Here is a 26,364-nt window from a genome sequence, read left to right as displayed (position 1 = left end):
GCCCGCTATGACAGAACAACAAACCATTTATCAGGAAGTGTCCGCGCTGCTGACCAAACTGTTCGATATCGATCCACAGAACATCAAACCTGAGGCCCGCTTGTATGAAGAGCTTGAGTTAGACAGTATCGATGCCGTCGACATGATCGTGCACCTGCAGAAGAAGACCGGGAAGAAAATCAAGCCGGAAACCTTTAAGCAGGTGCGTACCGTGCAAGATGTTGTCGATGCGGTAGAACAGCTATTGCAAGAAGCATAACCGTTTATGCGCGGCGCTCGGTCCCTGAAAGGGATACAACTGGTGGCTCTACTGGCGCTACTGGCTTGGCCATTTCTTGTCTGGTTTGGTCTGACACGCAACAGCCTTCACTGGCTGCTGCCGATCATCGCTTTGTTGCTGGCCTTTCGCCTTTATCAGGTCAAAAGTCAGCGCGGCCCGATGCGCTATGTACTGCAAGCCGTGGCACTCGCGGGTCTCACATTATGCCTAATGAGCTATGTGCTAAAAACGCATCAACTGCTGCTATTTTACCCAGTGGTAGTCAATCTGGTCATGCTCGGCGTATTTGGTAGTTCACTGTGGAGCTCGATGCCAATGGTGGAGCGCCTTGCCCGTTTGCAGGAGCCGGAACTCCCCCCGTCAGGCGTGCGTTATACCCGCAAGGTCACCCAGATATGGTGTGTGTTTTTCATTCTGAACGGCTCAATGGCACTTTTTACCGTTCTGCTAGGTGACATTCGGTTATGGACGCTGTGGAACGGCATGATTGCCTATCTGTTGATGGGGGCGCTGATGGCTGGCGAATGGCTGGTGCGTCGCAGGCGGATATTGCGAGACAAGGCATGAATCAGATACTCCCTATGGCCAAGTGGCTAAGTGCTTCGCGTGCCAATGAAACCCCGATTGCCTGGCTTGATGGACATATCTGGACGCTGGGGCAGTTGCGCCATGACGTAGCGGCACAGGTGAACATCCTGCAACAACATGAGGGCGATCGCTGGGCGCTGTGTTTTGAAAACAGCTATCTGTTTATCGTCGGACTATTGGCAACATTGCATGCGGGCAAAACCCCCGTGGTTCCCGGACATAGTCGTGTTTCGCTGCTGGAAGAACAACGGGCGCTGTTTAACGGCGTACTGACCGACCAGGCACTGACCTGGAGCGGTTCGCTGATCCAGGTCCAATCTGCCTATAAAAGTAGCGAGAACCCGCCGCCGCTAGCCACTCTCGCTCCGGCCAGCCATATCGAATTATTTACCTCCGGCTCGACAGGGCAACCACGCCGTGTAATTAAACCCATTGCCTGCCTCGATCGTGAAGCCTCCTTACTGGCTGAACGTTTTGCCGACAGGCTCACCGGCTGCCATATTGTGGCCTCAGTGCCTCCGTTGCACCTTTACGGCCTCACCTTCCGTATCTTTTTACCCATGGCGCTAGGATTACCGCTGCATGCTGCAATGCTTCATTACACCGAGCAGTTGGCAACTCTGGCTAATCAACACCAATACGCCTTGATCAGCAGCCCGGCTTTTCTAAAACGCCTGGACCACCAGCTCAAGCCACCGCCAGTGAATATGGTCATCTCCGCAGGGGGAGTATTGCCTTGGGAAAGCGTGGCTCAGACCGCCAGTTGGTTAGGAGTCTGGCCGGACGAAATCTACGGTAGTACCGAGACCGGGATCCTCGCCTGGCGTCACCATCAACAGCCTGATGTAACCTGGCAGCCCTTCACTGGCGTGCGTATCATGGTTGACGCCGACGAGATCCGCGCTATCTCTCCGCTTATCAGCGATAGGCACGGCCTGCTCCTCGACGATATATTGCAATTTGACGATAGTGGACGCTTCCAGATAACAGGCCGCCGCGATCGGGTGGTGAAAATTGAAGAGAAACGCATTTCACTTTGCGAGATCGAGCAACGGCTACTGGAACTCGAAGGCGTACGCGAAGCCGCAGCGCTACCGGTAACACGCGGAGGGCGCCAAGGCATTGGCGCATTGTTGGTGCTTGAAGACCACGCTCGGCAACAGTGGCAAAAAATGGGCGGCAAAGCACTGGAAATATCATGGCGTCGTGCGCTGCGCCCGTGGCTGGAACCTGTCACTATCCCTCGTTACTGGCGTATCGTTGACGAGATACCCGTCAACAGCATGAACAAGCGCGTCTATGCGCAATTACAGGAATTGTTTCATGAGACCCCATGAGATGGCTCGCCATCAGACTCAACAGCAGGCCGAGATCGTGTTACGGCTGGATGCGGCTTCATTCTGGTTTAAAGGCCACTTCACAGTGCAGCCTCTGCTACCCGGCGTGACGCAACTAGACTGGGTGATGCACTACGCCACCTCACTGCTGGTACCCGATTTTCGCTTTCACAGTATTCAAAGTGTCAAATTCCAACAGCCCTTATTGCCGGATAACATCGTCACGCTGACGCTTGACTGGCAGGAAGAGCGGCAAATCATGGTTTTCCGCTATCAACGCCATGATGGTGAGGCTCGTAGCACAGCCAGCAGCGGGAAGATCCGATTATGTCGCTGAATAGTGGCACGTTTAACCCTTGTGTGGTGATCCCCTGTTATAACCACGGAGCCATGATGGCAAGCGTGCTAGCGCGCCTGCAACCCTTCGGCTTGGCCTGTCTGGTTGTGGACGATGGCAGCGACCAGGCCACCCAGCAGGAACTTGAGCGCCTGGCCACCATTCACGCGGATGTCACCTTAGTACGCCTTGCACACAATTCAGGAAAAGGCACGGCGGTTATTCGCGGATTGGAAGAGGCTCAACGCAGAGGATTTAGCCATGCGATACAGGTCGATGCGGACGGCCAGCACGCCATTGAAGATATTCCCAAGCTGATTGCCCTGGCACAGCTTCATCCCCAGGATTTAATTTCCGGACAACCGGTTTACGACGACTCCATACCAGCGTCGCGGCGCTATGGCCGCTGGGTAACTCACTTCTGGGTGTGGATTGAGACGCTCTCTCTCCAGCTCAAAGACAGCATGTGCGGCTTCCGGGTTTACCCAATTGCCCCTACATTGGAGTTGGCGCATAAAACGGCGCTAGGCAAACGCATGGACTTCGATACGGAAGTAATGGTTCGCCTCTACTGGCAGGGGAACACCAGTTACTTTGTGCCGACGCGCGTCACCTACCCCCAGGATGGGTTGTCACACTTTGATGCCTTGAAGGATAACGTGCGCATTTCACTGATGCATACCCGCCTTTTCTTCGGCATGTTGCCGCGTATCCCTACCCTGTTTTTTCGTCGATCCAACCCACACTGGGCACGTCAGAAAGAAATCAAGGGGTTGTGGGGAATGCGCATCATGCTTGCTATCTGGCGCTTACTGGGTAGAAAGGCCATTGCTCCACTGCTCTATCCGGTGGTGGCGGTTTACTGGCTTGGCGCACATCAGGCCCGTCAGGCTTCACAAGCCTGGCTGAAGCGGGTACGCAACGAGTTGACTTCGCGTTCGCTCCCCATTCCTGCGCATCTAAACAGCTATCACCATTTTTTACGTTTTGCAGATGCCATGCTGGATAAAATCGCCAGTTGGCGTGGGGAAATGCGGCTAGGGCAGGATGTTGTCTTCGCCCCCAATGCCGAAGCCACGCTGGATATTGGCTCCCCGCAAGGCAAATTGCTGCTGGCCTCCCATTTGGGAGATATCGAAGCTTGCCGGGCGTTGGCACAACTGCAAGTGAGCAAAACCATCAATGCGCTGGTGTTCAACGACAACGCCCAGCGTTTCAAACAGATTATGGCAGAGATAGCGCCCCAGGCAGGGCTCAACCTGTTGCCAGTGACCGATATCGGCCCAGATACCGCCATATTGCTCAAAGACAAACTGGATCGTGGCGAATGGGTGGCGATCGTTGGCGATCGCATCGCGGTCAAACCGCAGCGAGGAGATAGTTGCCGGGTTATCTGGAGCCGCTTTATGGGCCATCCAGCCCCATTCCCTCAAGGGCCGTTTATTCTGGCTTCGATATTGCGTTGTCCTGTGTTGCTGATCTATGCCCTGCGCCAGCAGGGAAAACTACATTTGCACTGCGAGCCGTTTGCCGACCCTCTGCTGTTACCGCGGGCCGATCGTCAAGTCGCCTTGCAACAGGCGGTTGATCAGTATGCTGAGCGTCTTGAACACTACGCGTTGCAGGCACCACTCGATTGGTTCAACTTTTTCAATTTTTGGCAACTGCCTGACCAACAGGCCAATACCACAGACAGGAGCAAAGGGTGCTAAACGATCCCTGTTTCACCAGCGAGATAGAACTGACCGTTCCCTTTCATGATATTGATATGATGGGAGTCGTGTGGCACGGCAATTATTTCCGTTACTTTGAAATTGCCCGTGAAGCCCTGCTGAACCAATTCAACTACGGCTATCGGCAGATGAAAGAGTCAGGATATGTTTGGCCAGTGGTGGATACCCGCGTGAAATACCGCGATACGCTGACCTTTGAACAACGTATTCGCGTCCGTGCCACGCTGGAAGAATACGAAAATCGCCTGCGCATTGCCTACCAGATTTTTGACGCCGACAGCGGTAAACGCACCACAACCGGTTACACCATCCAGGTAGCAGTAGAGGAAAAAAGCCGTGAGATGTGCTTTGTCTGTCCGGACATACTGTTCGAACGTCTGGGGGTGCAGCCATGAAAGCCTGGCCTCTGCTATTCCTGCTGATCAGTCCATGGGTCAATGCCATCACGTTGGATGAATTACAGCAGCGTTTTACCGAACAACCAGTAGTGCGAGCCCATTTTGCTCAGGCTCGAACCATCAAAGATCTGCCACAGCCACTGCGTTCTCAAGGCGAAATGGTGATCGCCCGCGATCAGGGTTTGCTGTGGCAACAGCAAACCCCTTTTGCCATGACATTGATGCTCAACGACTCACGGATGGTGCAAATCATCAATAACCAGCAACCGCAGGTTATTACCGCACAAAACAACCCGCAGATGTTTCAGTTCAATCATCTGCTGCGCGCGCTATTCCAGGCCGATCGTCAGGTGCTGGAGAAAAATTTCCGCATTGATTTCCAGGAGCAAGGTGAGGGTCGCTGGACGCTATCCTTAACCCCACTGACCACCCCTCTGGACCGAATTTTTGCCACTATAGTGCTGAGTGGACAAACCTATCTGGAAACCATCCATTTAAACGATAAACAGGGCGATGTGACTGAAATCACCTTCTCTCAACACCGGCTGCTACCCGCAGCTTTGACCGATGAAGAGCGACAACGTTTTGCCGCCTACTAATGCCAAGCGCCTCGCGCTGTTATGGGGAGCCGCATGCCTGATATTAGCTGGCGTGCTGCTTGCCCTATTGCCCCAGGCCCGGATCAATAGCAGCGTATTGGCGATGTTGCCCAAGCAGGCATTGGGTGCCATTCCTCCCGCGCTGAACGACGGTTTTATGCAGCGCCTGGACAAGCAGTTGGTCTGGCTGGTCAGCCCCGGAAAACAGGCAGACCCGCAGGTAGCGCAATACTGGCTCACCCAGTTGCAAAAATCCGGGTTAGCAGAAACGGTGAAAGGCCCGATGGGTGCTGCAGACCAACAAGCCTGGGGCGATTTTTTCTGGCAGCATCGTAATGGCCTGATCGACAACGCAACGCGTGAGCGCCTGCAAAACGGTGGCGATGCCCAGGCACAGTGGGTCCTTTCTCAGCTCTATTCGGCATTCTCTGGCGTCAGCGGCAAAGAGTTACGCAACGATCCGCTAATGCTGATGCGCGGCTCACAGCTGGCTCTGGCCCAGAACAGCCAGCGTTTGCGGTTGATGGACGGCTGGTTGGTTACTCAAGATGAACTGGGGAACTACTGGTATTTTCTGCATGGCGAATTGACGGGATCGTCATTTGATATGCAACAAACCCACCGAGTCGTCACTACGCTCGCCGCGCTGGAGGATCAACTCACATCGCGCTACCCCCAGGCCAAGCTCCTCTCACGTGGGACGCTGTTTTACAGTGATTATGCCAGTCAACAGGCAAAACAGGACATATCTACGCTGGGGGTCGCCACCATACTGGGCGTAATACTGTTGATCGTGGTAGTTTTCCGCTCGCTGCGCCCGCTGCTGCTGTGCCTGATTTCCGTTGGCATCGGTGCACTGGCAGGAACAGCAGCTACGTTGTTGCTCTTCGGTGAGCTTCACCTGATGACGCTAGTGATGAGCATGAGCATCATTGGGATCTCTGCCGACTATACGCTTTACTACCTCACCGAACGCATGGTGCACGGTAACGAGATATCGCCATGGCAGAGCCTGCTCAAAGTGCGTAATGCCCTGTTATTGGCATTGCTGACTACCGTCGCGGCCTATCTGATCATGATGCTCGCTCCCTTCCCTGGGATACGACAAATGGCGGTGTTTGCCGCTGTGGGCCTGAGCGCCTCATGCCTTACGGTGATCTTTTGGCATCCGTGGTTATGTCGCAATTTACCAGTTCGCCCTATTCCTGCCGCGATCTCCCTGCTGCGCTGGCTTGCAGCCTGGAGGCATAACCGCAAACTGTCGCTGGGGCTACCTGTCGTATTGGCTTTGGTTTCTCTTGCGGGGATAGCGACATTACGCGTCGATGATGATATTGCCCAGTTGCAAGCGCTGCCGAAGGATATCCTGGCGCAGGAAAAAGCCATTACGCAGCTCACCGGGCAAAGCGTCGATCAAAAATGGTTTGTGGTCTACGGCAACACTCCTCAGCAAACCCTAGAACGGCTTGAAGGCTTCACACCGGCACTGGAACAGGCCCGTCAGACGGGGGTTATCAGCGCTTTTCGCACGATCCCGTTAAATTCTCTCGCACGCCAGAAACAGGATCTCGCCCTGTTGCAGAGCGCCGCTCCTACAGTCATCCGTGCATTGCAAAATACAGGGTTAACGGACGTCACGCCCGATCTGCAAACCGCACCTGCAACGTTGGAGGATTGGCTCAACAGTCCAGCCAGCGAAGGTTGGCGCTTGATGTGGTTGACATTGCCCAATGGCAAAAGCGGTGTGCTGGTACCGGTAGAAGGCGTTAACGACAGCACGGCTCTGAGCTCACTGGCGGAAAAACAACCGGGCGTAGTGTGGGTAGATCGCAAGAATACGTTCAACGAATTATTCGCCCTCTATCGCACCATACTTACCGGCCTGCTGCTGGTAGCACTGGCGGTGATCGCTTGCAGTGCGGTGTTCCGCCTCGGTTGGCGTAAGGGATTAATCAGCCTGGTGCCTTCGCTGCTGTCGCTGAGCATCGGACTGGCCACCCTATCCTTTAGCGGACATGCCGTGAACCTGTTTTCGCTACTGGCGCTGGTACTGGTGCTGGGGATCGGCATTAACTATACGCTGTTCTTCAGCAATCCACGCGGCACACCACTGACATCGTTGTTGGCGATCGCGCTGGCAATGATGACAACGTTGTTAACCCTGGGCATGCTGGTCTTTAGCAGCACTCAAGCTATCAGCAGTTTTGGAATTGTCCTGGTCAGCGGGATCTTTACCGCTTTCTTGCTATCCCCACTCGCCATGCCTGACCGTAAGCAGAGAAAAAAATGACAAATTGCGACTTCTGGCGCGCGGTTCCCCTGTTGGCCGTGCTATTGATTACCGGCTGTAGCCACTCATCGCATAATGAGAATGGCTCCCGCCCGCAAGCCTGGCTTGAACCCGGCGTACGCGTCACGCTACCGGCTCCTGGTATCACTGAGCATATCCAGTCCCAGCAATTATTGACTGGCAGCTTTAACGGCAAAACCCAGTCGTTGTTGGTCATTCTAAATGCAGATAGCAATGCACTCACCTTGGCCGGGCTGTCTTCGTTAGGTATCCGCTTATTTCTCGTTACCTATGACGATAACGGCATTCATACCGAGCAGTCGATCGTGGTGCCACAACTGCCGCCAGCCAGTCAGGTCTTGGCCGATGTGATGCTCGGCCACTGGCCGATTACCGCCTGGCAAGATCGGTTGCCACAGGGCTGGACTTTAATCGATAAGGGCGATAAACGAGAATTACGCAACGCGCGCGGCAAACTGATAACGGAGATCACGTACCTGCAACGTAAAGATCGTCGTGAACCTATCAGCATTGAGCAACACGCGTTTAAATACCACATCACCATTCAATATCTGGATGACTGATATGATTTACATTTCTGCTATCGGCATGATTAACGCTTTGGGCCACTCGACAGAAGAGATTGCAGCCAACCTGACCCAAGGAACAGCGCCCGGCATGCGCAAGCGTGAGCATTGGTTACAGAACCAACAGGACGCGGTATTAGGCGGCGTCGACGGAGAATTACCCGCTATTCCAGACAGTTTTGCCGCACATCGCAGCCGCAATAACCAATTATTATTGGCCGTTCTGGCGCAAATTCAGCCCGTGGTAGATGACGCGCTGCTTCGCTTTGGCGCCGACCGCATCGCCGTAGTGTTAGGTACCAGCACCTCTGGGCTGGATGAAGGCGATCGACATGTTAGCCATGTTGCTAACCATGAAGAGAGCCCGAGCTGGCAATATCCACAACAAGAGCTGGGCGATCCGTCACGCTTCCTCGCCGCTTGGTTGGGCCTGAATGGCCCTGCGTTTACTCTTTCCACCGCGTGTTCTTCCAGTGCCCGCGCGATCATCAGCGGGCGCCGTCTTATTGAAGCTGGCCTGGCAGATATCGCGATTGTTGGCGGCGCAGATACCTTAAGCCGCATGCCTATCAACGGTTTTAATAGCCTGGAGTCTCTTTCCACTACGCTTTGCCAGCCGTTTGGCCGCGATCGCTGTGGGATCACAATTGGTGAAGGAGCGGCCCTGATGGTACTTACCCGCGAGCCGAACCCCATCGCGCTGCTGGGGGTAGGTGAGTCAAGCGATGCATACCATATTTCGGCACCCCATCCGCAGGGTGCCGGTGCCTTGCGAGCCATCGAACAGGCATTGCAAGACGCGAGGCTTAACCCCGAAGAGGTGGGTTACATCAACCTGCATGGAACTGCCACCTTGCTCAACGATCAGATCGAATCCAAAGTGGTTCACGATCTGTTCGGTGAAAGCGTGCCCTGCAGCTCCACCAAACATTTAACCGGGCATACCCTGGGGGCTGCGGGCATCACCGAGGCGGCTCTTAGCGCGCTTATTCTGCTCTATGACTTGCCACTGCCAGCGCAAGACTTCAGCCGTTCTCCGGCGGATCCGACATTACCGCCCTGTGGTTTACTGAATGCGGCTGAACCGCTGATGCGCCCGGTCATTCTGTCTAACTCTTTCGCCTTTGGCGGTAATAACGCCAGCATCCTGCTGGGGAGGATGGCATGAGCCATTACTTATCACCGGCGGAATATCTGCCCCACGACGCCCCAATGCTGCTGTTGGCAGAGGTTATCAGCGTGACGGAAGACAGCGCACATTGCCGGGTTGAGGTCAGGAGCGACAGCGTGCTGGCGCCGTTCCTCAATGCGCAAGGCGAGCTGCCTGGTTGGTACGCACTGGAATTGATGGCACAAACCATCGGCGTTTGGTCCGGGTGGCATCGTCATCAGCGAGGAGAACAGCGGATCGCCCTCGGTATGGTGCTTGGAGCCAGGGAATTGGTCTGTGCCGCGGGTTACCTACCAGCAGATGCAATGCTAGACATCCAAATCAAGCTGCTGATACATGATGACCGTTTCGGGAGTTTTGACTGTGTTATTGGCGCGCAAGGTGACACGCTGGCCACCGGTCGCGTCAATACCTTCCAACCCACACCAGAAGAATCAACAATGCTTTTTAATCAGGGATCTACTGCATGAGTCGTTCAATTCTCATCACCGGAGCCAGCAAAGGTATCGGACGCGCTATTGCCAGCCAGTTAGCCGCTGACGGTTTCATCGTTGGGATACACTATCACCAGGATGAATCTGGCGCACAACAAACGCTGGCCGCAATTACCGCTGCCGGAGGACAAGGCCGCCTACTCTGTTTCGACATTAGCAATCGTCAGCAGTGCCGGGAGGTCCTCGAGCAAGATCTGGCAGAGAATGGGGCATGGTACGGCATCGTCAGCAATGCAGGGATCGCTCGCGACGCCGCCTTCCCTGCATTGAGCGATGATGATTGGGATGAGGTGATCCACACCAATCTGGACAGTTTCTACAACGTGATCCAGCCCTGCATCATGCCAATGATTGCCCAACGTCAAGGTGGCCGCATCCTTACACTATCTTCTGTTTCTGGCATCATGGGGAATCGGGGCCAGGTGAACTACAGTGCGGCCAAAGCAGGCATTATTGGCGCCACCAAAGCGTTGGCGATAGAACTGGCAAAACGCAAGATCACCGTCAACTGCATTGCCCCAGGGCTGATCGATACCGGCATGATAAAAATGGAAGAGGCAGCGTTAAAGGAAGCCATGTCGATGATCCCGATGAAACGGATGGGCCTGGCGGAGGAAGTCGCCGGGCTTGCCAGCTATTTGATGTCAGATATAGCCGGTTACGTGACTCGTCAGGTCATTTCTATCAACGGAGGGATGCAATGATTCGTCGGGTAGTTATTACAGGTATGGGCGGTATTACCGCCTTCGGTGAAAACTGGCAGGCGGTATCCGCTAAATTGTTGGCCTATAAAAACGCCGTACGCCACATGCCTGAATGGCAAGTCTATGACGGCCTGCACACTCTGCTGGGCGCCCCAATCGATGATTTCGTGCTGCCAGAACACTATACCCGTAAACGTATACGCTCAATGGGGCGGGTGTCGCTTATGTCGACCCGCGCAACGGAATTGGCTCTGGAGCAGGCCGGGCTTCTTGGTAACCCGGTGCTAACCAACGGCCAGACCGGTATCGCTTATGGCTCATCCACCGGCAGTACTGGCCCGGTGAGCGAATTCGCCACCATGCTGACCGAGAAGCACACCAATAACATCACGGGCACCACTTATGTGCAGATGATGCCTCATACTACCGCGGTCAATACCGGGTTATTCTTCGGCCTGCGCGGACGTGTGATCCCGACGTCCAGCGCCTGTACCTCAGGCAGCCAGGCCATTGGCTATGCCTGGGAGGCTATTCGCCACGGTTATCAGACCCTGATGGTTGCCGGTGGGGCAGAAGAACTGTGTCCTTCCGAGGCCGCCGTATTCGACACGTTATTTGCCACCAGCCAACGTAATGATGAACCACATGCCACCCCTTCCCCATTTGATCAGAACCGCGATGGTTTGGTGATTGGTGAAGGTGCTTGTACGCTGATCCTCGAAGAGCTGGAGCATGCGCAAGCACGCGGCGCAACCATCTACGGCGAAATCGTCAGCTTTGCCACCAATTGTGATGCGGCACACATCACACAGCCTCAACGTGAAACCATGCAGATCTGCATGGAGCAGTCGTTGAAGATGGCCGGTCTGCAAGCAAGTGATATCGGCTATATTTCTGCCCACGGTACCGCCACCGATCGGGGTGATATTGCCGAAAGTCAGGCAACCGCCGCGATCTACGGTGACAGCGTGCCGATCTCGTCGTTGAAAAGTTACTTCGGCCACACCTTGGGGGCTTGTGGAGCACTGGAAGCCTGGCTGAGCCTGCAGATGATGCGTGAAGGCTGGTTCGCACCAACGCTAAATCTGCGTACCCCTGATGAACAATGCGGCGCACTTGATTACATCATGGGAGAAGCGCGTCATATCGACTGCGAGTTTCTGCAAACCAATAACTTTGCCTTTGGTGGTATCAACACCTCGATTGTTATCAAACGCTGGGCATAACCAACTCTAATCACCAGGAAACCGCCAATCGGCAGGCGTTGCCAGCCGATTGGCACTCGCCTGGGCAAGCAAGCTCATGCCATGTGTGACCAACTCACCAACGGGATAGATCCACTGGGCTTCAAGCAGATTGTTGCAGCAGGCCACCCCGTGATCCCGACATTTACAGATGCCTAATGTCAATTAGCAACCATTGGCACACTGAGGCTCAGGATTGTTGAACAGGATACGAACCAGCAAAGCCCTCGGTTCGCGCAATGGATCATTGCCGATAGCTAACACTCGACCATCATGGGTCGCGGTATATTCCCGAATGATATCGCCAAAAGCATTACGCTGAACGGCTACTTTCTGCCCTTTGACCACCGAATCGCCGACGTTAACCAGAATCTCGGTAAATCCACCAACCTCAGCTCGGATCGAGCTCATTTCATTACCGATAAAGGTTTTTTGCTCTTTAGCCGTTGCCCCTAATGTTCCGGCTGTCATGCCTTGTTGAACCATCAGGTTACGCACCCCTGTCAAGCTACGCGCGATAAGTTCAGGTTGATAAAGCTTGGGCTTGCCAATTTCGAGTGTAATGGCAGGGATCTTGTTTTCAACGAAAGTGGTTTCGACAGAGCCTTTCTCACCAGGATCGGCTTTAATCTGGTCCGCCGGGAACAATTCAGCCATTTGCTTCACCTGCGGGTTACGGTAATCCGCATAGATGAACAAGGGATATTCGGTACCCCGGCTCTGTGTGTGCATATCAACGAACAGGGTGGCATTGCCCGCCCACAAATTATTCCATAACAGCCAAGCCTGTTGTTCGGCAGCGTTACCTTTTTCTTTGCCCGGCCAAACCCGGTTGAAATCGACCATATCCCCCCCGTCATTGGCCAACTGCCAGTTTCGGTTATTGGCCAACATGCCAGAAGGATTCGCGCCCACGGCACCGATCACACTGCCTTTCAACTCTGCGGGATCCAGCTTTTCAAATACCTGCTGTATCACCCGGGTGCCATTTAGTTCATCACCATGGACCGCCGCTTGTAGACCCAGCTTAGGACCAGGTTGTGCGCCTTTGGCCACCATAACGGGAACATACCAGTGTTGACCGATCCCATTGCTGGTCCCCTGGAACATGAAGCGATAAACCTTTCCTGCCTCCAGATCGTCTACATCCAACTTGCTGATAACCGGATTACCCTCAATTTTATCTCCGGTATAAACCGTTGCCGCCTGAGCATTAAGCATCCCCGTAAGCAACACCGCCAACATCGTAACCTTATGCATAATTATTCCCTTTAGTATCAGTAAGTAACACATAAAAAATTTTTAATCATTGGTCAACCGACTAGCAAAAGCCGTACTTCAGGAACAAGACTGGGTGCGCTTACCAGTGCCTCTAATCAAGGCATAGGCGCTTAAAAGCTCCAGGGTAAAAACATATTGGCCGCGCCCGACACGGCGAGCCATGGACCAAAGGCTAACGGTTGATTAAGGTCTTGTTTTGCCAACCCTCGCTGTATCAACGTAACCAGCAGACCACTGGCCGCTGCAACCAAAATCACCTGTGGCAACGCTTGCCAACCTAACCAGGCCCCTAACGCCGCAAGTAATTTAAAATCACCATAGCCGAGAGCCTCTTTACCGGTTGCCAGCTTGAATAGCCAGAACACGCTCCATAGGCAGACATAACCTGCCACTACGCCAATCGTCGCCTGTTCCAACGAGGCAAAATGCCCCTGAATATTGAATAAAAGTCCGATCCACAGCAGTGGCAACGTCAGCACATCTGGCAAGAGTTGTGTCTGATGGTCAATAACTGCCAGCGTCAGCAAAAAAGAGAGCAATATCCAAGCCCCCAGCAAGGGGAAACCTAGCGGGAATATAAGCGCCGTCAGCACAAACATCATAGCCGTTGCCACTTCAACCAGCGGGTAGCGCCTTGGGATCCGCTCACCACAGCAACGAGCCTTCCCCTTTAACAACAGAAAACTCAGCAGGGGTATATTGTCCCTGGCCGCAATAGGATGCTGACAATGCGGGCAACAGGAATGCGGTAATAGCAGATCAAAGCGCGGTATGGATTCAGGTAAGGGCAGCGCCAGTTGCACGAGCGCCTCGCGCTGCCATTGCTTCTCCAGCATCACCGGTAATCGATAAATCACCACGTTCAGAAAGCTACCCACTATGGCCCCAAACATCCCCACGACACCCAGCCAGAGAAGGGGAAATGCAACAGTAAAATCCAGTAATAAACTCAAAAAACCTCCCCACAGTCAGGCAAATACCTACCCAACCTTTTAAGACAGCCAGTCCGTTTTAAAGCAACCGCCCCTGAACCTGCCAGGCTATCTGCCCCTGATCGTTAGCCCTGCCTAACTGATTTATCAGTGGCCTCATCGCCTCCGGTAATACCGGCCCTCGGCGCACCTGACCGTTGAACTGATAGCGCCCGTCAAATCCGACGGTGCCACGCCCCGTCAGGCTCAGATGAGAGGAGTCTTGTTTCAACACCAACACCAGAGCCCCTTTTCCATCACAGCTCAATTGGCCTTGCACGTTGGCCAACTCCAACGCCCCCAACGGAGTCGCCAACTGTGCGTGCTGCCAGTTGACGACACCACCGCCAAGACTCCGGCAACCAGCGGAACTGAACTCTCCTTGTTGCAACCGCAGTTGCAGCTCTCCCTGGGCGGTGATCGGCAAAGGCAACGACAGCTGTTGGCGCACAACATCTGCAGGAACAGAGAGTTGCCACTCATGCAGTTGAAGATCCAGCCAACCACGCAGAATACCGGCTCCCTGCAAGCCTTGCGGGTCCCTTAGCTCAATCTCTAAGGCCGGCATCCAAGAGGAGAAAGTGAACTGCCAGTTCAGTTTCGCCAGCATAATGTTACGCCAGCTTAACTGGTGCAAATTGCCCTGCCACAGGGAGCCAGAAAAGCCACCGACCTTCATATCTGCGGGTATAAAAACTTGTAATACCCGTGCCGGCGCGTGTCCTCCCAGCAATAGGAGATAACAAGCCAACAAAAGTACGGCCTTTTTGGCTTTAGCGCCCATCGCTGCGCTCCAGCATCAGTTTGTTTACCGTCACCCATCCTGGTTTATCGGGACGCATCGCCACCTCAAGCGCCACAATGCGAACGCTATAGCGCTTTTCCAACTGTGTGAGCCAAAGCATCAGGGCATTAAAATCGCCAGGTTCCAGCGTGACCGCCAGCCGCTCTCCCTGAGGCTGCATGCGGGTAATGTTCATGTTTTGAGCTGCTGCGCTCTGTGCCACCCTGGCCGACAAGCTTAGGGAGGTCTCCTGTATGGGTTGTGCCCCCTGTTGGCGCAAGCGCGGAGCCTGTTGCAACATCCATTCCACCGTGTTTTTTTCACGGGCGATAGTACGCTGCCATTGGCTAGCCTGTTGTTGCCAGGGCAGCCATAGTGCGTAGTAGCACAAGCTCACGATAACCAATACACCACAGCCCAGAACCAAACCTCGTTCCCGAAGGCTGAGCTGTAGCCAGCGGTGCTTGAGTTCATTCATCCTTTATCCCCAGAGTCAGTCGGCCCTCTACCCCAGTTGGATTCTGCTTGATTTCGCCAGGTTGCACCTGGTAATGCTGCCCGGCAGCAACCTGAAACTGTTCCAACGCCTGAAAAGAGGCCGCCTGTACATCGACCTTCAGCTCTTTACGGCCAGCGTCATAAGACAGCGCCTGGAACCGGATTGCCGAGTTTTCCGCCATCAGCTGTTGCAATTGGCGCATCTGTGCGACCACACCGGCTTGCTCGATAGGCTGTAATTGCTGCAAGTGCTGCTGCATCTGCACGCGCGGATTAACCACCTTTTTATCAGCCGGAAACAGCTGTTGGTAGACCCGCACACTTTCCTGCCGCCAATGTTCAGCCTGTTGCCAAAGCCGGTAATGAGATAGCCCGGCGCTCACACACAACAGCAGTAAATACACTGTTAATGCCATCATCACGGTTCGCCAGGGGCGTAATCGAGCACGCCAAGGACTCGAGCGGGTGAATTCGCCCTGGCGCAGATCGGCTCCGCTATCGTGCACGCCTTCTGCAGCCAACTGCAGTAAATGCCGCGGTGGTTGAACACGCCATTCCGGAGGGCTAGTAGTGGATGCTGGTGGTGCAGAGTAGCTTTCAATGACCGGCGGTGCCCACACGGCCAAAAACTCCGATAGCCAGGAGGATTCAACAATCATCCCGGCATGCTTTTCCCGGCGAAACAGCCATTGATTATTGAGATTGACCGCACTCCAACCGTCGGCGGCCAAGGGTAACACCAGCACATCTGGCAACATTGCCTGCACCTGTCCCCCCAGACGTTCACAACGGGCTATCCACTGATGCATAAGGCTTTTATCAACTACCGCAACGTCACACTCATCACCACGTTGCTGCAAAATGGCAAAATGCAGCCGTTCAACCTCCGTTGCCAGTTGCTCCTCCAGCATAAACGGCAGCACTTGCAAACGCTGACGCCTGGCACGACGAGGCAGCGTCACACGATGGAAAACCAACTCGCTCGCAGGCACCAATACCCAGGCAGGGTATCTGGCAAGCAGGCTCACCAATTGCTCATCGTTCTCCCCCATAGCCAAACTACCTTGCTGATGACCGTCTGCTGAAGCGAAATACCACAGCACTGGCTGTGTTTCATCGCTGGGTAAGCGCAGTATCAACCTGGCTTGCTCACGGGGCTTTCTGTTAGGCATCAAGGCTCCACCATCATGCTTAATCCATATTGCCGCTGTACCACCTGAAAACTGTTACCGGCCTTGCGCAACAGGCTGCGCTGGCTATAGTGAGTCTCCCCCATCAGCACGGTGAAACGGGCTAAAAACAGCTCACTCTTTATCGTCAGCAGCGATCTGACCGTTGAGGTGTCGATGTCCTTAAGGGCAACCTGTGCCAAAAATGCCGTCGTACTGCTCCACCCTTCACGTGGACGCTGTTGTAACAATCGAGTCGCCATGGCTGAATCAAGCTCCTTGAGAAATAGCGCCGCCAGTAATGGTCCTTGAGACTCACTCAGGGTATTAACGTTTACCAGCAGCGTCTGTGTTGGCAACGCGCAAACGTAAGGTAAAAGACGCCGATAAAGGCTGGCATCAACCCCAGAGACGGTCCGCAACTCGCTGACATCCTGCATGGGTTGATTGGCAGGCAAGTAAGCCACCGCCTGGGCCATATAGACCTCATCTTCAGCGCCATCAATGCTTGGCTCGCTGTCACTGTCTATCCAGTCACGCAGTGCCGCGGCTATCTGCGTCGCACGCAGGGGGTCTTCCCCCAGGTTGATTAGCAGCTGTCTAAAAACCTGGGTAGGGTAAGGCAATATCGGCTGCATACCTTCAGTAGCAGCCCCTTGGTTAATGGCATTGAGATTAAAGCAGGCCTGGCCATCAACAATCTGCCCAAACACCTCCCCGCCTTCAACGGGAAAACGGCGCTGCTCTTGCGCCCAGTTTTGCGCCAAATGTGTTTTATTAGGTGAGTCCAGCGCATCTCGTTGCAAAATTTTCACCGCCAGTGCTTCTGCCGAGCGGGCATACCATTTTGCCTGCTGGCGATCCAAATGAGCAGCGGTACGCAGATAAGTGCGCCCGTTTCGCTCGGCAATGGTCGCAGCAATCGTCACCATCAGCGCCAGGATCAGCAACACCACCAGCAGGGCAACGCCCTTTTGCCGCGCCCTCATTCTTGCCCCACCGCCGTGATCAAAAACAGCCGGGTCAATTCACCCACGCCAGCAACCACTAATGTCACCTCAATCCCCTGCGGCAAAACCGACGCGTTGTTCCAACTCTCCCGCCACGTACCCTCAGCAAAAAAGCGCAGGCGAAAGACACTGACCTCATCGAGCAAAACCTTGACCACCGGCTCTTCCCCAACGAGCGGATCCGTATGGGCATAGCTCAACCGCTCTAACTGTTGATGGCGCAGACGATATCCCACCGGTTGTAACTCGGCACGGGGCAACATCCCCATCGGGTTTTGCCAACCGTTGCGCATGAAAGAGACGCCCCAGTCCTCACTTTGTAATTGATAGCGCGCCGCTGAAAACACGCGTTCATTCCCTCTGTGATGGCGAGGGATGATCTGACCGAAATCCCCTTCCAACTGTATAAAGGCACGTTGAAGCTCGGCCAACCGCTGAGCCTTACGCTGCGAAATCTCATCATTGCGCATCACCCCCTGCAACACCTGGAAGGCACTGATGCTCAACGCAGCAAAAATCGCCAATGCCAACAGCATCTCAAGCAACGTGAAGCCCCGCTGGCTACGGCAATTCATTCCCGCACCACGTAGCTGCGTAAAGAAACCACTGGCGCAGCGTCTTCTTTATGACGCCTCACCTCAACATCCAGTGCCCGTAATTGACCCAGTTCGGTATCAACCCCCTGCCAGCGTACAGACCACTCCTCGCCCGCATAGGTCACCGTGGTGCCGATCCAGCGCTTTTCCGGCCAGGTTTTCTCAAGATGTAACCTGACCTGTTGATTATCCGCCAACCAGCTTGCCAGTATTTTTTCCTCCATACGGCCAATGCTGCCAGCCTGTTGTGCCGTGGTTTGCAGCACGGCTAACCCCGCCAAAGCGAAAACGATCAGTGCCACCAGCACTTCGAGCAATGTCATCCCTCTTTGGGTATTCATTGTGCGGCTCCGTTTGCTGACGAATCGATCGCGCCTGCTGCGTCCACCCGCAGCCAAACCAATGGTTGACTACCGGCCTCACTGAAAACCAGCTCAAACGGTGTAACCTCCCCGCCGGGTAACAGCAGAATATCGGGTTCCGGTGCCAACTCCGCAGCACGCGGCCACTCCTGCCGATCGGGGAAATGCAGATTGAGCCGAATATCATCAGGCATTTGGCTCCCTAACGCCGCCTGACGGGGTTGCCAATTCTGCCAAACGTAACCTTGCCAACTATCCGAGCCAGATACTGCCCCGCGTTTTTCAGCGGCCTGACGCTGTAGCATTTGGAATTGCCAGCCATCTGGTCGAACCTGGATCCCCAGCAACTGGTCATTTTGCACCGAGGCATCCATGGCAAACGCCAACTGAGCCTGAAAGCGTTTCAGCTGTAGCTGCGGGTTATTTTGTTGCATGGCCGGAAATGACATGATCACCAAACTGGCTGCACTCCCGATCAGCAGCACAACCAGCATCATTTCCAACAACGTAAAGCCGCGTTGGCGCACTACTTCTTACCAATAGTCCAGTTACCGATATCATCCTCGGTGTCCGGTATGCCATCAGGGCCATAAGAGAAAACGTCTAACTGACCGTGTTGGCCCGGGCTAAGCAACTGATAGTCTGCCCCCCAGGGATCCTGCGGCAAACGGCGAATATAGCCACCTTGGGGATAACTGCGCGGTTCCGGTTGTGCCGAGGGCTTGGTCACCAGTGCCTGCAACCCTTGTTCGGTGGTGGGATATCGGCTGTTATCCAGCTTGTACATATCCAACGCGCTCTCCAGCGCGACAATATCGCTGACGACCTTCTGATGGTCCGCCTTCTCTTTATTTCCCATCAGGTTAGGCACGACCAGACTCGCCAAGATGCCCAGGATCACAATCACCACCATAATTTCCAGCAGGGTAAAACCTCGCTGACGCTGTTGCCGCATTTTTCTCTCCGTTATTTGCAGATTGAATTTACATACTCATCAAGGTATTTAATTGCAGGATTGGCTGCAGGATCGCCAAAACGATAAACAGCACCACGCCCGCCATACTCACCACCAACAAGGGCTCAAAAAGCCCCAATGCCAACTGCATTTGGGCAGTAAACTCCCGATCCTGATTGTCTGCCGCACGTTCCAACATACTGTCCAGTTCCCCACTGCGTTCACCGCTGGCGATCATGTGCCGCATCATCGGGGGAAACAGCGCAGTGATTTCCAGAGCCCGATGCAGGCTCACCCCCTCGCGCACCGATTCCGTTGCCAATGACAACTGGCGGCGCGCATATTCATTGGTTAATACCTCTCCGCTGATGCGCATCGCTTGCAGCAATGGCACCGCGCTGGCATTGAGAATGCTCAGCGTTCTGGCGTAACGGGCAGTATTGAGCCCTCGAGCGATACGTCCGATCACCGGAATGCGCAGCAACTGCCGATGAAAAGCAATGCGCCGCGCTTCTTGGCGCAGCAACAGACGCATCAGCATCGGCGCCAATAACAGCAACAGCAGCACCCAAGGGCCAAAGGCTCGAACTCCGTCACTCAGCCCCATCAGCACACGCGTTGATAGCGGAAGTGCCTGCTTCATGTGAATAAACTGTTCCACCACCTTGGGCACGACGGCGGAAAGTAAAATGGCGATCACGCTGATGGCTACCACCGTCAGCACGCAGGGGTAAATCATCGCCTGCAGGATACGAGCTCGCATTTGCTGGCGCTGCTCGGTGTAATCCGCCAACCGGTTCAGAACCAGATCCAGGTGACCAGAAGCCTCACCCGCCGCCACCATCGCACAGTACAGCCGCTCAAAACTGGTGGGATAACCGCTCATGGCCTCCGCCAGGGAATGTCCCTCCAGTACTTTGGTGCGCACTGCGGCCATCAGGCTGCGCTGCCGGGGTTTTTCACTCTGTTTTGCCACGGCATCAAGCGCCTCCTCCAAGGGTAAGGAAGCGGCGACCAAGGTCGCCAGTTGACGAGTCAACAGCGCCAGATCGGCACTGCTAATCCCCCGTCCCCATGAAAGACGCCGCCCGCGTTGGGCCTGCTGGCGTTCATCCTGCCCTTCGTCCAGGCTTACAGGGACCAACCCCTGCTCGCGTAAAAGTTGACGGGCGTGGCGGGCTGAATCCGCTTCCTGCACTCCCCGCCGTTTTTTGCCGCGCTCGTCTAACGCCTGATAATGAAATAGAGCCATGTCATCCCTCTTCCTGAGACTGGCTTTCGGTCACGCGGATCACCTCTTCCCAACTGGTCTCGCCCGCCAATACTTTTTCCAATCCCCCCTGGCGCAATGTTTTGTATTCATTACGTAATTGACGAGCAATCGTGAACTCACTCTTTCCCTGGTGGATAGCCGTACGCACTCGGTCATCAATCAACAGCAGTTCATGAATACCAGTACGCCCACGGTAACCGGTAAAATTACACTGCGAGCATCCCTTCGGTTGCCATAATGGGGTTCCGGGTAAAATCCCCATCTGATCGGCCAGGACCGGATCGGCTGCATAAGTTTGACGACAATCGGGGCAGAGTGTACGAACCAGCCGCTGTGCCAATACGGCCAGTAATGAGGTGGAAAGCAAAAAAGGCTCGATGCCCATATCCTGCAGCCGCGATAAGGCCCCCAGCGCGCTGTTGGTGTGCAGCGTGGAGAGTACCAGGTGCCCAGTCAGTGAAGCCTGAACCGCAATCTGAGCGGTTTCGCTGTCGCGGATCTCCCCAACCAGCACCACATCAGGATCCTGACGCAGAATGGCTCGCAAACCGCGAGCAAATGTCATATCTACCTTGGGGTTTACCTGCGTCTGGCCGATACCCTCGAGTTCATACTCGATCGGGTCTTCGACCGTCATGATATTGCGTTCGCTGGCATTGAGGCGGCTCAATGCGGCATAGAGGGTGGTGCTCTTACCCGACCCTGTCGGACCGGTGACAAGGATAATGCCATGTGGCCGCTGGATCAGTTCATCGATCTGCCGCCGATTAGGTGAAGACATGCCAAGCGCGGCGAGATCCAGACTGACGCTGTTTTTATCCAGTAAACGCAGAACAATTCGCTCACCATAATTAGACGGTAAGGTCGAAACCCGCACATCAATGGATCGGCCACCGATTCGTAGTGCCATGCGCCCATCCTGAGGGATCCGCTTTTCGGCAATATCCAGCCGTGCCATGACCTTGATGCGAGAGATCAATAAAGAGGCCAACCGCCGCTGAGGGCGCAGAATTTCACGCAATACGCCATCGACCCGGAAACGGATCTGCAAGTGGCGTTCATAGGTTTCGATGTGGATATCCGATGCTTTATCCTTGATGGCTTCAGTCAGCATCGCATTGATCAGGCGGATAATAGGGGCATCATCATCCGCATCCAGCAAGTCGTCGCTGTCGGGTAACTCTTCTGCCAAGGTATAAAAATCCATTTCATTGCCGATATCGGTCATCATGCGTCGCGCCTCTTTCGAATCGCGCTGGTAGCTGATCACCAGTTGTTTCTCAAACTCGTCACCCGATACCGTGCTGATAGTCAGCCCACACCCGGCAACCCTACGTGCCTCAAGCAATGCTGTGGCGGTGGTTTCCGCCAGACGGAGCACACGGCACCCAGCATGATCCCGCAACAGCAAAATGCGTTGCGCACGCGCATAGGCAAATGGCAGCTGCGGGCGCAATTCACTCAGGTCTTCGGGGAGGGTATTCATCGCCCCCCCGTTGAATAGAATGCGCTGATCGCGGCATTAACCTGGCGGAAAGTGGCACCGTTTTGATCGGGTGGCAACTTCAATACCTCATTGTTCAGCGTGGCTACGCTCCCTTGTTTGCCGCGCTGTTGGTCTTGTTCCTGATTAAAGGCCTGATACTTTTCTGAGGAGGCATGGCGATACTGGTCACGATCCCGGATAATCGATGGGCGGATGAACAGCATCAGGTTGCGCTTGGAAACCTGTTTGCTGTTGGAGCGGAACAGATAGCCCAGCACCGGGATATCCCCCAGCACCGGAACCTTGTCGCTGCTGTCGCGAACGGTTTTATCCAGCAAGCCACCCACTACCACGGTTTCGCCGCTGCCTACCAGCACCGCGTTATTGACCGTGCGGGTATTAAAGGTCGCCCCCAGATTAGCGCTGCTGCTGGAAGCCGCATCAGCCACACTGGAAACCTCCTGCTCGATCTCCAGCAGCACGGAATCCCCTTCGTTGATCTGCGGTTTGACCTTCAGCTTAATGCCGACGGTTTTACGCTCCACCGTGTTGAAGATATTATCGCCCGACGTCGTTTGCGAGCCGGAGAGGACAGGAACTTCCTGGCCGACATTGAACGTCGCCTCCATGTTGTCAAGCGTGACAATGCTCGGTGTCGCCAGAATGTCATTCTTGCTACTGCTGGAAAGCGCGGTCAGCAGCATGGCCCAATTGCCCTGATAAAAACCGGCAGCAATACCGTTAAAACTGCTGAGAGCGCTGGCCAGGGTACTATTAACCGTCCCGTCCTGATTGTATTGATTGGCTCCGGCAATCGCCGTGGTGATAGGCAAACCGGTATTGGTGAACTGCGTCACTCCGGCATTCTTGTTAGCCCACTGTATTCCCAGGTTCAAACCATCGGCGTCTTGTACCTCTGCGATAATCGCCTCTACCAGTACCTGTGCACGGCGAATATCCAACTGAGCTATCACCTTCTCCAGATCTCGCATGACATCCGGAGCCGCCGTCAGTATCAGTGAATTGGTTTGCTCATGGGCTTTGATGGTGATGTCTTTACGCAGTGCTTCCGCCGGCTTGGCATTCTGTTGCTCACTTTGAATACTGGTACTGACGCCAGTCAACACCTCAACCAGATCGGTGGCTTTGGCATACTTCAGGTAAATCACTTTGGTATTGCCTTGCACGGCCTGCTCACGATCCAGCTGCTTGATCATGGCGATAATCCGCTGACGGGAGTTGGGTTCTCCGCTGACCAAGACCGAGTTGGTTCGCTCGTCCGCAACAAGATTGGCTACCATCAGGCTTGGCATCGCTGATTTGCTGGCATCCTTGGTCAATTCGGTGACCAGTTTGACGACTTCAGCAGCAGACGCATAGGCCAGCGGTACCGTGACCACACTACGGTCACCGACCTTGTCAACGCGTTCAACAATCGCCATCAAGCGTTTGATGACCGCTGCACGCCCGGTCATCAACAACACGTTGGAAGGTTCATAATGCACAACACTGCCAGCCCCGGCGTTATCGTTCAATTGACGGAGTAACGGGGCAAGATCGCGTGCCGCCACGTTATTGACCGGCACGACACGTGTCACCACTTCATCACCCTCGCCCGGCTGGGCATCGCTGGCTACCGGCACCGCCGCGGTTTTCGCATCCTTGGAACGCACCACTTTCAACACGCCGTTACGCATATCCACCACGGCAAAGCCATAAACGTCCAGCACGCTGAGGAAGAACTGGTAATACTGCTCCTCATTGAGCATGTCATAACTGCGTACGGTGATAGTGCCGCGCACGGCAGGATCGATAATCACCGTTTTATTCAGGTTCTTGCTGACCGTGTTGATAAACTCCTGAATATCCGTGCCCTTGAAGCTGGCGGAAAACTCGGCACTCCAGCCCTGCCGAGTACCAAGCAGCATCACCGCCAGTAGCACAATGCGTAAGCTCCTGATTATTTTTGTATTCAACAATTAGTCATCTCCAAGAGCCAAATAGATATCCTGTAACTGACCGCCACGCTCAACGGTAAGATTCAGTTCACTGAGTTCTGAAAGCTGTTTCAATGCCTGTTGAGCCTGCTGTGCATCGCGCAGATCCAGGCCATTAAGTGCCACGGCAAGATCGTTTTCATGCAGCCCGACCTTGCGGAATAACTCTCCTTGTTTGCCCGGATTGAGTCGATAGCCGATGAGTTTGTCATCCACCATCACCGGTGAGATATTCAGGTAATTGAGAATGCTTTGCGGCTGCTTTTGCAACTGTGCCTTGAGCTGCGACGCTAAGGGGTTTTTTTCACTTTTAGCGGCCTCGGGTTGCTCGCTAAACAGCAACAACGATTCATAATTGCCCTGATAGGAGATCACGATACGATCGGCAAAAATTGACGCAATTCGGGCGTCATAACCAGGCACCAACTCCCCCACGCCAAGGCTGAACTGCTTGCTGTCTTTGGCGATAATGGCGATGGAACGCTCTGAACTGGGGCTGGCGACAATGCCGGTCAGGTTTAGTTTGAGAGAAGAAGGCGGTGCGTTACGCAGGGTTTGGTCAGAGACCGAATGCTCAGTGGCGGAAGATGAGGGTAGCGAAGTACCAAAGAGGGTGAAGCGGTAACGTTCAGACTCACCCCCACCGCCCGTTGTTACTGGTGCGAAGTCTGCTTTGGATAAGCGTACGGGGGATATTTCAGGGGGCAGGAGCCCATGCCAGGTAAGCAAGGCGAGTTGATTGCAAATCAACAGTGACAGCACGCATAAAGCCCATCGCGGCGTTAACAGCCTGAAACTAGCCTCTCTGCACACCGATAACATTACAGAAAATCGCATCTTGCCTTCCTTTGCCTGCTTCTCTGTTTACGCCAGCTAGAAGTTCACCGATATCAGTCAATCGGTGGGCATATCGTTGGGGGCATTGTCGTTTGAGAATATGTAAGATTATGACTAAAACCTTACAACTCATTACCGCTGTCAGCCCTTACGTTTCTGAATACATCCTCTCAGAACTGTTTACTTTATACATACTCCCCTAAATAATAAATCATTATTTTTGCTTATCGAAATAATTTATCTTTCTGTTTTTATAGCTATTTATTTCTTAATCTCGCTAGCATAAAAGCGGTTTAACCGGTTTTATCTCCCTCCTCTAAACTTCGGTTCCTCCTTCCACCTACGCCCCTCCTCCTCCTAAAACAGGAGGATGCTCCTCCTTATCATGCAATATCTAATACCACTGCTTTACACATTGATACCATTTTTTACTTTCTATAATGTAAGCCTGATAGGGAATTTAGAATGCTGAAAAATACCTGTAATGCCCTACTTTTCGGCTCGCTTGTCATATTGAGCGGCTGTGATAATAATAATTCTTCAGACGTTAGCCCCGACACCAACAACCAAGAGCCGATTGCACGTCTGCCTGACATAGCAATGCCTGGCGAAGCCGTCATGGCAGGTGAAAACCAGGCGGTAATTCATCTGGTCGATATTGCTGGTATCACCAGTGGCTCCGCCGCAGATTACAGTACCAAGAACCTGTTTTTGTGGAATAACGACACCTGTGACGCCCTGGATAACCCCTCTGGGGACTGGAATGACACCAGTACAACACCGACAGGCAGCGACAGTTATGGCCCGTACTGGGTGTTACCCCTGACCAAAAACACTGGGTGTATCAACTTCATTCTGCGTGATGGCACCAACAAGCTGATTGATGCGGATATGCGTTTATCGTTCAGTGATTTTCCGGACAGGACCGTTTCTACCCTTGCAGGTAGCAGCACGCTTTATGATACCCGTGCAGAAGCTTTCCGCGCGGCCTTTGGGGTAGCTCTGGCTGAAGCCCATTGGGTAGATAAACACACCCTGCTATGGCCAGCCGGGGAAGGGAAACCTATCGTACGTCTGTACTATAACCACAGTGGCAAAGTGGCCGCCAACAGCGAAGGGAAATTTACCGATCGCTATCTTTCTCTGACACCGACCAGCATCAGCCAGGAACTGGGATCGCGTTTCCCTCACCTTTCAGGTTATGCCGCCTTCAAGTTGCCGGATAATGCAAAAGTCGACGAACTGCTTAGCGGCGAGACCGTCGCCCTGGCTGCCAATCAGGACGGTATTCTTATTTCAGCGACTCAGGTACAGACCGCTGGCGTGCTCGATGATCGCTTCTCAGCCGCCGCGGAAGGCCTGGAATATGGTGCTCTGCTGACC

At 54.1% G+C, this 26,364-nt stretch carries 29 protein-coding genes; 14 read left to right on the top strand and 15 right to left on the bottom strand.

Features of this window, described 5'->3' with window-relative positions:
* The first annotated feature begins 7 nt into the window (after nt 1-7).
* Genes JHD74_RS19280 through JHD74_RS19220 form a run of 13 tightly spaced genes read left to right on the top strand, consistent with a single transcriptional unit; the run spans nt 8 to nt 11,744 of the window.
* Nucleotides 8-259 carry an acyl carrier protein gene (locus JHD74_RS19280; RefSeq protein WP_199063320.1) on the top strand — a complete coding sequence of 84 codons (252 nt, stop codon included), beginning with the start codon at nt 8-10 and terminating at the stop codon, nt 257-259.
* A 6-nt stretch (nt 260-265) separates the two neighbouring features.
* On the top strand, nt 266-847 hold the full coding sequence (locus JHD74_RS19275) for a hypothetical protein (protein WP_074028138.1): 582 nt from the start codon (nt 266-268) through the stop codon (nt 845-847).
* Nucleotides 844-2,205, top strand: a complete 1,362-nt coding sequence (locus JHD74_RS19270) for an AMP-binding protein (RefSeq protein WP_199063319.1) — start codon at nt 844-846, stop codon at nt 2,203-2,205. The genes JHD74_RS19275 and JHD74_RS19270 overlap by 4 nt, the downstream gene beginning before the upstream one ends.
* On the top strand, nt 2,192-2,542 hold the full coding sequence (locus JHD74_RS19265; protein ID WP_199063318.1) for a hydroxymyristoyl-ACP dehydratase: 351 nt from the start codon (nt 2,192-2,194) through the stop codon (nt 2,540-2,542). Before JHD74_RS19270 ends, JHD74_RS19265 begins: the two co-directional genes overlap by 14 nt.
* On the top strand, nt 2,533-4,254 hold the full coding sequence (locus JHD74_RS19260) for a glycosyltransferase (protein ID WP_199063317.1): 1,722 nt from the start codon (nt 2,533-2,535) through the stop codon (nt 4,252-4,254). The genes JHD74_RS19265 and JHD74_RS19260 overlap by 10 nt, the downstream gene beginning before the upstream one ends.
* Complete coding sequence (locus JHD74_RS19255) at nt 4,248-4,670, top strand: thioesterase family protein (protein WP_059201243.1); 423 nt, start codon at nt 4,248-4,250, stop codon at nt 4,668-4,670. The genes JHD74_RS19260 and JHD74_RS19255 overlap by 7 nt, the downstream gene beginning before the upstream one ends.
* Nucleotides 4,667-5,272: an outer membrane lipoprotein carrier protein LolA gene (locus JHD74_RS19250; RefSeq protein ID WP_065683147.1), complete on the top strand. Its 606-nt coding sequence runs from the start codon at nt 4,667-4,669 to the stop codon at nt 5,270-5,272. The genes JHD74_RS19255 and JHD74_RS19250 overlap by 4 nt, the downstream gene beginning before the upstream one ends.
* The gene (locus JHD74_RS19245) at nt 5,241-7,562 is read left to right on the top strand and encodes an MMPL family transporter (protein WP_074028133.1); all 2,322 of its coding nucleotides are present in this window, start codon (nt 5,241-5,243) and stop codon (nt 7,560-7,562) included. The genes JHD74_RS19250 and JHD74_RS19245 overlap by 32 nt, the downstream gene beginning before the upstream one ends.
* Nucleotides 7,559-8,146, top strand: a complete 588-nt coding sequence (locus JHD74_RS19240; protein WP_065683145.1) for a DUF3261 domain-containing protein — start codon at nt 7,559-7,561, stop codon at nt 8,144-8,146. The genes JHD74_RS19245 and JHD74_RS19240 overlap by 4 nt, the downstream gene beginning before the upstream one ends.
* Nucleotide 8,147: 1 nt before the next feature.
* Nucleotides 8,148-9,317: a beta-ketoacyl-[acyl-carrier-protein] synthase family protein gene (locus JHD74_RS19235; RefSeq protein WP_199063316.1), complete on the top strand. Its 1,170-nt coding sequence runs from the start codon at nt 8,148-8,150 to the stop codon at nt 9,315-9,317.
* Nucleotides 9,314-9,790 (top strand): hypothetical protein, encoded by a 477-nt coding sequence (locus JHD74_RS19230; RefSeq protein WP_059201248.1) that lies wholly within the window; start codon nt 9,314-9,316, stop codon nt 9,788-9,790. The genes JHD74_RS19235 and JHD74_RS19230 overlap by 4 nt, the downstream gene beginning before the upstream one ends.
* A complete protein-coding gene (locus JHD74_RS19225) occupies nt 9,787-10,518 on the top strand; it encodes a 3-ketoacyl-ACP reductase FabG2 (protein WP_065683142.1) in 732 nt (243 codons plus the stop codon). Before JHD74_RS19230 ends, JHD74_RS19225 begins: the two co-directional genes overlap by 4 nt.
* On the top strand, nt 10,515-11,744 hold the full coding sequence (locus JHD74_RS19220; protein ID WP_199063315.1) for a beta-ketoacyl-ACP synthase: 1,230 nt from the start codon (nt 10,515-10,517) through the stop codon (nt 11,742-11,744). Before JHD74_RS19225 ends, JHD74_RS19220 begins: the two co-directional genes overlap by 4 nt.
* A 6-nt stretch (nt 11,745-11,750) precedes the next feature.
* Here the strand turns inward: JHD74_RS19220 and JHD74_RS19215 are convergent, their stop codons facing one another.
* The 15 genes from JHD74_RS19215 to gspC form a co-directional block, all read right to left on the bottom strand.
* Complete coding sequence (locus JHD74_RS19215; RefSeq protein WP_199063314.1) at nt 11,751-11,891, bottom strand: hypothetical protein; 141 nt, start codon at nt 11,889-11,891, stop codon at nt 11,751-11,753.
* A 36-nt stretch (nt 11,892-11,927) separates the two neighbouring features.
* Entirely contained in the window at nt 11,928-13,022 is a 1,095-nt protein-coding gene (locus JHD74_RS19210; RefSeq protein ID WP_081375733.1) for a succinylglutamate desuccinylase/aspartoacylase family protein, read from the bottom strand.
* Between the two features lie 131 nt (nt 13,023-13,153).
* On the bottom strand, nt 13,154-13,996 hold the full coding sequence (locus JHD74_RS19205) for an A24 family peptidase (RefSeq protein WP_199063313.1): 843 nt from the start codon (nt 13,994-13,996) through the stop codon (nt 13,154-13,156).
* 58 nt (nt 13,997-14,054) lie between these two features.
* The gene (locus JHD74_RS19200) at nt 14,055-14,693 is read right to left on the bottom strand and encodes a type II secretion system protein N (protein WP_233169599.1); all 639 of its coding nucleotides are present in this window, start codon (nt 14,691-14,693) and stop codon (nt 14,055-14,057) included.
* 94 nt (nt 14,694-14,787) lie between these two features.
* Complete coding sequence (gspM, locus tag JHD74_RS19195) at nt 14,788-15,276, bottom strand: type II secretion system protein GspM (protein ID WP_024530067.1); 489 nt, start codon at nt 15,274-15,276, stop codon at nt 14,788-14,790.
* Nucleotides 15,269-16,468, bottom strand: coding sequence for a type II secretion system protein GspL (gspL, locus tag JHD74_RS19190; RefSeq protein ID WP_199063312.1), 1,200 nt, complete (start codon nt 16,466-16,468; stop codon nt 15,269-15,271). The genes gspM and gspL overlap by 8 nt, the downstream gene beginning before the upstream one ends.
* The gene (gene gspK / locus JHD74_RS19185) at nt 16,468-17,454 is read right to left on the bottom strand and encodes a type II secretion system minor pseudopilin GspK (protein WP_074028127.1); all 987 of its coding nucleotides are present in this window, start codon (nt 17,452-17,454) and stop codon (nt 16,468-16,470) included. Before gspK ends, gspL begins: the two co-directional genes overlap by 1 nt.
* The gene (gene gspJ, locus JHD74_RS19180; protein ID WP_199063311.1) at nt 17,451-18,050 is read right to left on the bottom strand and encodes a type II secretion system minor pseudopilin GspJ; all 600 of its coding nucleotides are present in this window, start codon (nt 18,048-18,050) and stop codon (nt 17,451-17,453) included. Before gspJ ends, gspK begins: the two co-directional genes overlap by 4 nt.
* On the bottom strand, nt 18,047-18,412 hold the full coding sequence (gspI, locus tag JHD74_RS19175) for a type II secretion system minor pseudopilin GspI (RefSeq protein ID WP_074028120.1): 366 nt from the start codon (nt 18,410-18,412) through the stop codon (nt 18,047-18,049). Before gspI ends, gspJ begins: the two co-directional genes overlap by 4 nt.
* Nucleotides 18,409-18,960: a type II secretion system minor pseudopilin GspH gene (gene gspH, locus JHD74_RS19170; RefSeq protein WP_199063310.1), complete on the bottom strand. Its 552-nt coding sequence runs from the start codon at nt 18,958-18,960 to the stop codon at nt 18,409-18,411. The genes gspI and gspH overlap by 4 nt, the downstream gene beginning before the upstream one ends.
* Nucleotides 18,960-19,388 (bottom strand): type II secretion system major pseudopilin GspG, encoded by a 429-nt coding sequence (gene gspG, locus JHD74_RS19165; RefSeq protein ID WP_024530061.1) that lies wholly within the window; start codon nt 19,386-19,388, stop codon nt 18,960-18,962. Before gspG ends, gspH begins: the two co-directional genes overlap by 1 nt.
* Before the next feature lie 28 nt (nt 19,389-19,416).
* Nucleotides 19,417-20,640, bottom strand: a complete 1,224-nt coding sequence (gene gspF / locus JHD74_RS19160; protein ID WP_199063309.1) for a type II secretion system inner membrane protein GspF — start codon at nt 20,638-20,640, stop codon at nt 19,417-19,419.
* A 1-nt stretch (nt 20,641) separates the two neighbouring features.
* The gene (gspE, locus tag JHD74_RS19155; protein WP_199063308.1) at nt 20,642-22,147 is read right to left on the bottom strand and encodes a type II secretion system ATPase GspE; all 1,506 of its coding nucleotides are present in this window, start codon (nt 22,145-22,147) and stop codon (nt 20,642-20,644) included.
* Nucleotides 22,144-24,108: a type II secretion system secretin GspD gene (gene gspD / locus JHD74_RS19150; RefSeq protein WP_024530058.1), complete on the bottom strand. Its 1,965-nt coding sequence runs from the start codon at nt 24,106-24,108 to the stop codon at nt 22,144-22,146. The genes gspE and gspD overlap by 4 nt, the downstream gene beginning before the upstream one ends.
* Before the next feature lie 18 nt (nt 24,109-24,126).
* Nucleotides 24,127-24,981 carry a type II secretion system protein GspC gene (gene gspC / locus JHD74_RS19145; RefSeq protein ID WP_233169597.1) on the bottom strand — a complete coding sequence of 285 codons (855 nt, stop codon included), beginning with the start codon at nt 24,979-24,981 and terminating at the stop codon, nt 24,127-24,129.
* 465 nt (nt 24,982-25,446) lie between these two features.
* Between gspC and JHD74_RS19140 the strand changes: the two genes are divergently transcribed.
* A partial coding sequence (locus JHD74_RS19140) for a pullulanase-associated domain-containing protein (protein ID WP_304621712.1) occupies nt 25,447-26,364 on the top strand: 918 nt, incomplete at its 3' end.

This window comes from Serratia sp. ASV30 (genome assembly GCF_016428815.1).
Lineage (GTDB): Bacteria > Pseudomonadota > Gammaproteobacteria > Enterobacterales > Enterobacteriaceae > Chania > Chania fonticola_C.
Note: the sequence above shows the minus strand (reverse complement) of the source record. Positions and strands in the feature narration are given on the sequence as shown.

Coding starts and splice junctions, on each gene's coding strand:
- gspL (WP_199063312.1), bottom strand. CDS start 16,468: ATGCCTAACAGAAAGCCCCGTGAGCAAGCCAGGTTGATACTGCGCTTA.
- gspC (WP_233169597.1), bottom strand. CDS start 24,981: ATGCGATTTTCTGTAATGTTATCGGTGTGCAGAGAGGCTAGTTTCAGG.
- JHD74_RS19280 (WP_199063320.1), top strand. CDS start 8: ATGACAGAACAACAAACCATTTATCAGGAAGTGTCCGCGCTGCTGACC.
- JHD74_RS19220 (WP_199063315.1), top strand. CDS start 10,515: ATGATTCGTCGGGTAGTTATTACAGGTATGGGCGGTATTACCGCCTTC.
- JHD74_RS19200 (WP_233169599.1), bottom strand. CDS start 14,693: ATGAAGGTCGGTGGCTTTTCTGGCTCCCTGTGGCAGGGCAATTTGCAC.
- gspG (WP_024530061.1), bottom strand. CDS start 19,388: ATGCGGCAACAGCGTCAGCGAGGTTTTACCCTGCTGGAAATTATGGTG.
- JHD74_RS19245 (WP_074028133.1), top strand. CDS start 5,241: ATGAAGAGCGACAACGTTTTGCCGCCTACTAATGCCAAGCGCCTCGCG.
- JHD74_RS19275 (WP_074028138.1), top strand. CDS start 266: ATGCGCGGCGCTCGGTCCCTGAAAGGGATACAACTGGTGGCTCTACTG.
- gspE (WP_199063308.1), bottom strand. CDS start 22,147: ATGAATACCCTCCCCGAAGACCTGAGTGAATTGCGCCCGCAGCTGCCA.
- JHD74_RS19230 (WP_059201248.1), top strand. CDS start 9,314: ATGAGCCATTACTTATCACCGGCGGAATATCTGCCCCACGACGCCCCA.
- JHD74_RS19225 (WP_065683142.1), top strand. CDS start 9,787: ATGAGTCGTTCAATTCTCATCACCGGAGCCAGCAAAGGTATCGGACGC.
- JHD74_RS19270 (WP_199063319.1), top strand. CDS start 844: ATGAATCAGATACTCCCTATGGCCAAGTGGCTAAGTGCTTCGCGTGCC.
- gspF (WP_199063309.1), bottom strand. CDS start 20,640: ATGGCTCTATTTCATTATCAGGCGTTAGACGAGCGCGGCAAAAAACGG.
- JHD74_RS19265 (WP_199063318.1), top strand. CDS start 2,192: ATGAGACCCCATGAGATGGCTCGCCATCAGACTCAACAGCAGGCCGAG.
- JHD74_RS19260 (WP_199063317.1), top strand. CDS start 2,533: ATGTCGCTGAATAGTGGCACGTTTAACCCTTGTGTGGTGATCCCCTGT.
- gspM (WP_024530067.1), bottom strand. CDS start 15,276: ATGAATGAACTCAAGCACCGCTGGCTACAGCTCAGCCTTCGGGAACGA.
- gspK (WP_074028127.1), bottom strand. CDS start 17,454: ATGAGGGCGCGGCAAAAGGGCGTTGCCCTGCTGGTGGTGTTGCTGATC.
- JHD74_RS19250 (WP_065683147.1), top strand. CDS start 4,667: ATGAAAGCCTGGCCTCTGCTATTCCTGCTGATCAGTCCATGGGTCAAT.
- JHD74_RS19240 (WP_065683145.1), top strand. CDS start 7,559: ATGACAAATTGCGACTTCTGGCGCGCGGTTCCCCTGTTGGCCGTGCTA.
- JHD74_RS19210 (WP_081375733.1), bottom strand. CDS start 13,022: ATGCATAAGGTTACGATGTTGGCGGTGTTGCTTACGGGGATGCTTAAT.
- JHD74_RS19235 (WP_199063316.1), top strand. CDS start 8,148: ATGATTTACATTTCTGCTATCGGCATGATTAACGCTTTGGGCCACTCG.
- gspJ (WP_199063311.1), bottom strand. CDS start 18,050: ATGAATTGCCGTAGCCAGCGGGGCTTCACGTTGCTTGAGATGCTGTTG.
- gspI (WP_074028120.1), bottom strand. CDS start 18,412: ATGAATACCCAAAGAGGGATGACATTGCTCGAAGTGCTGGTGGCACTG.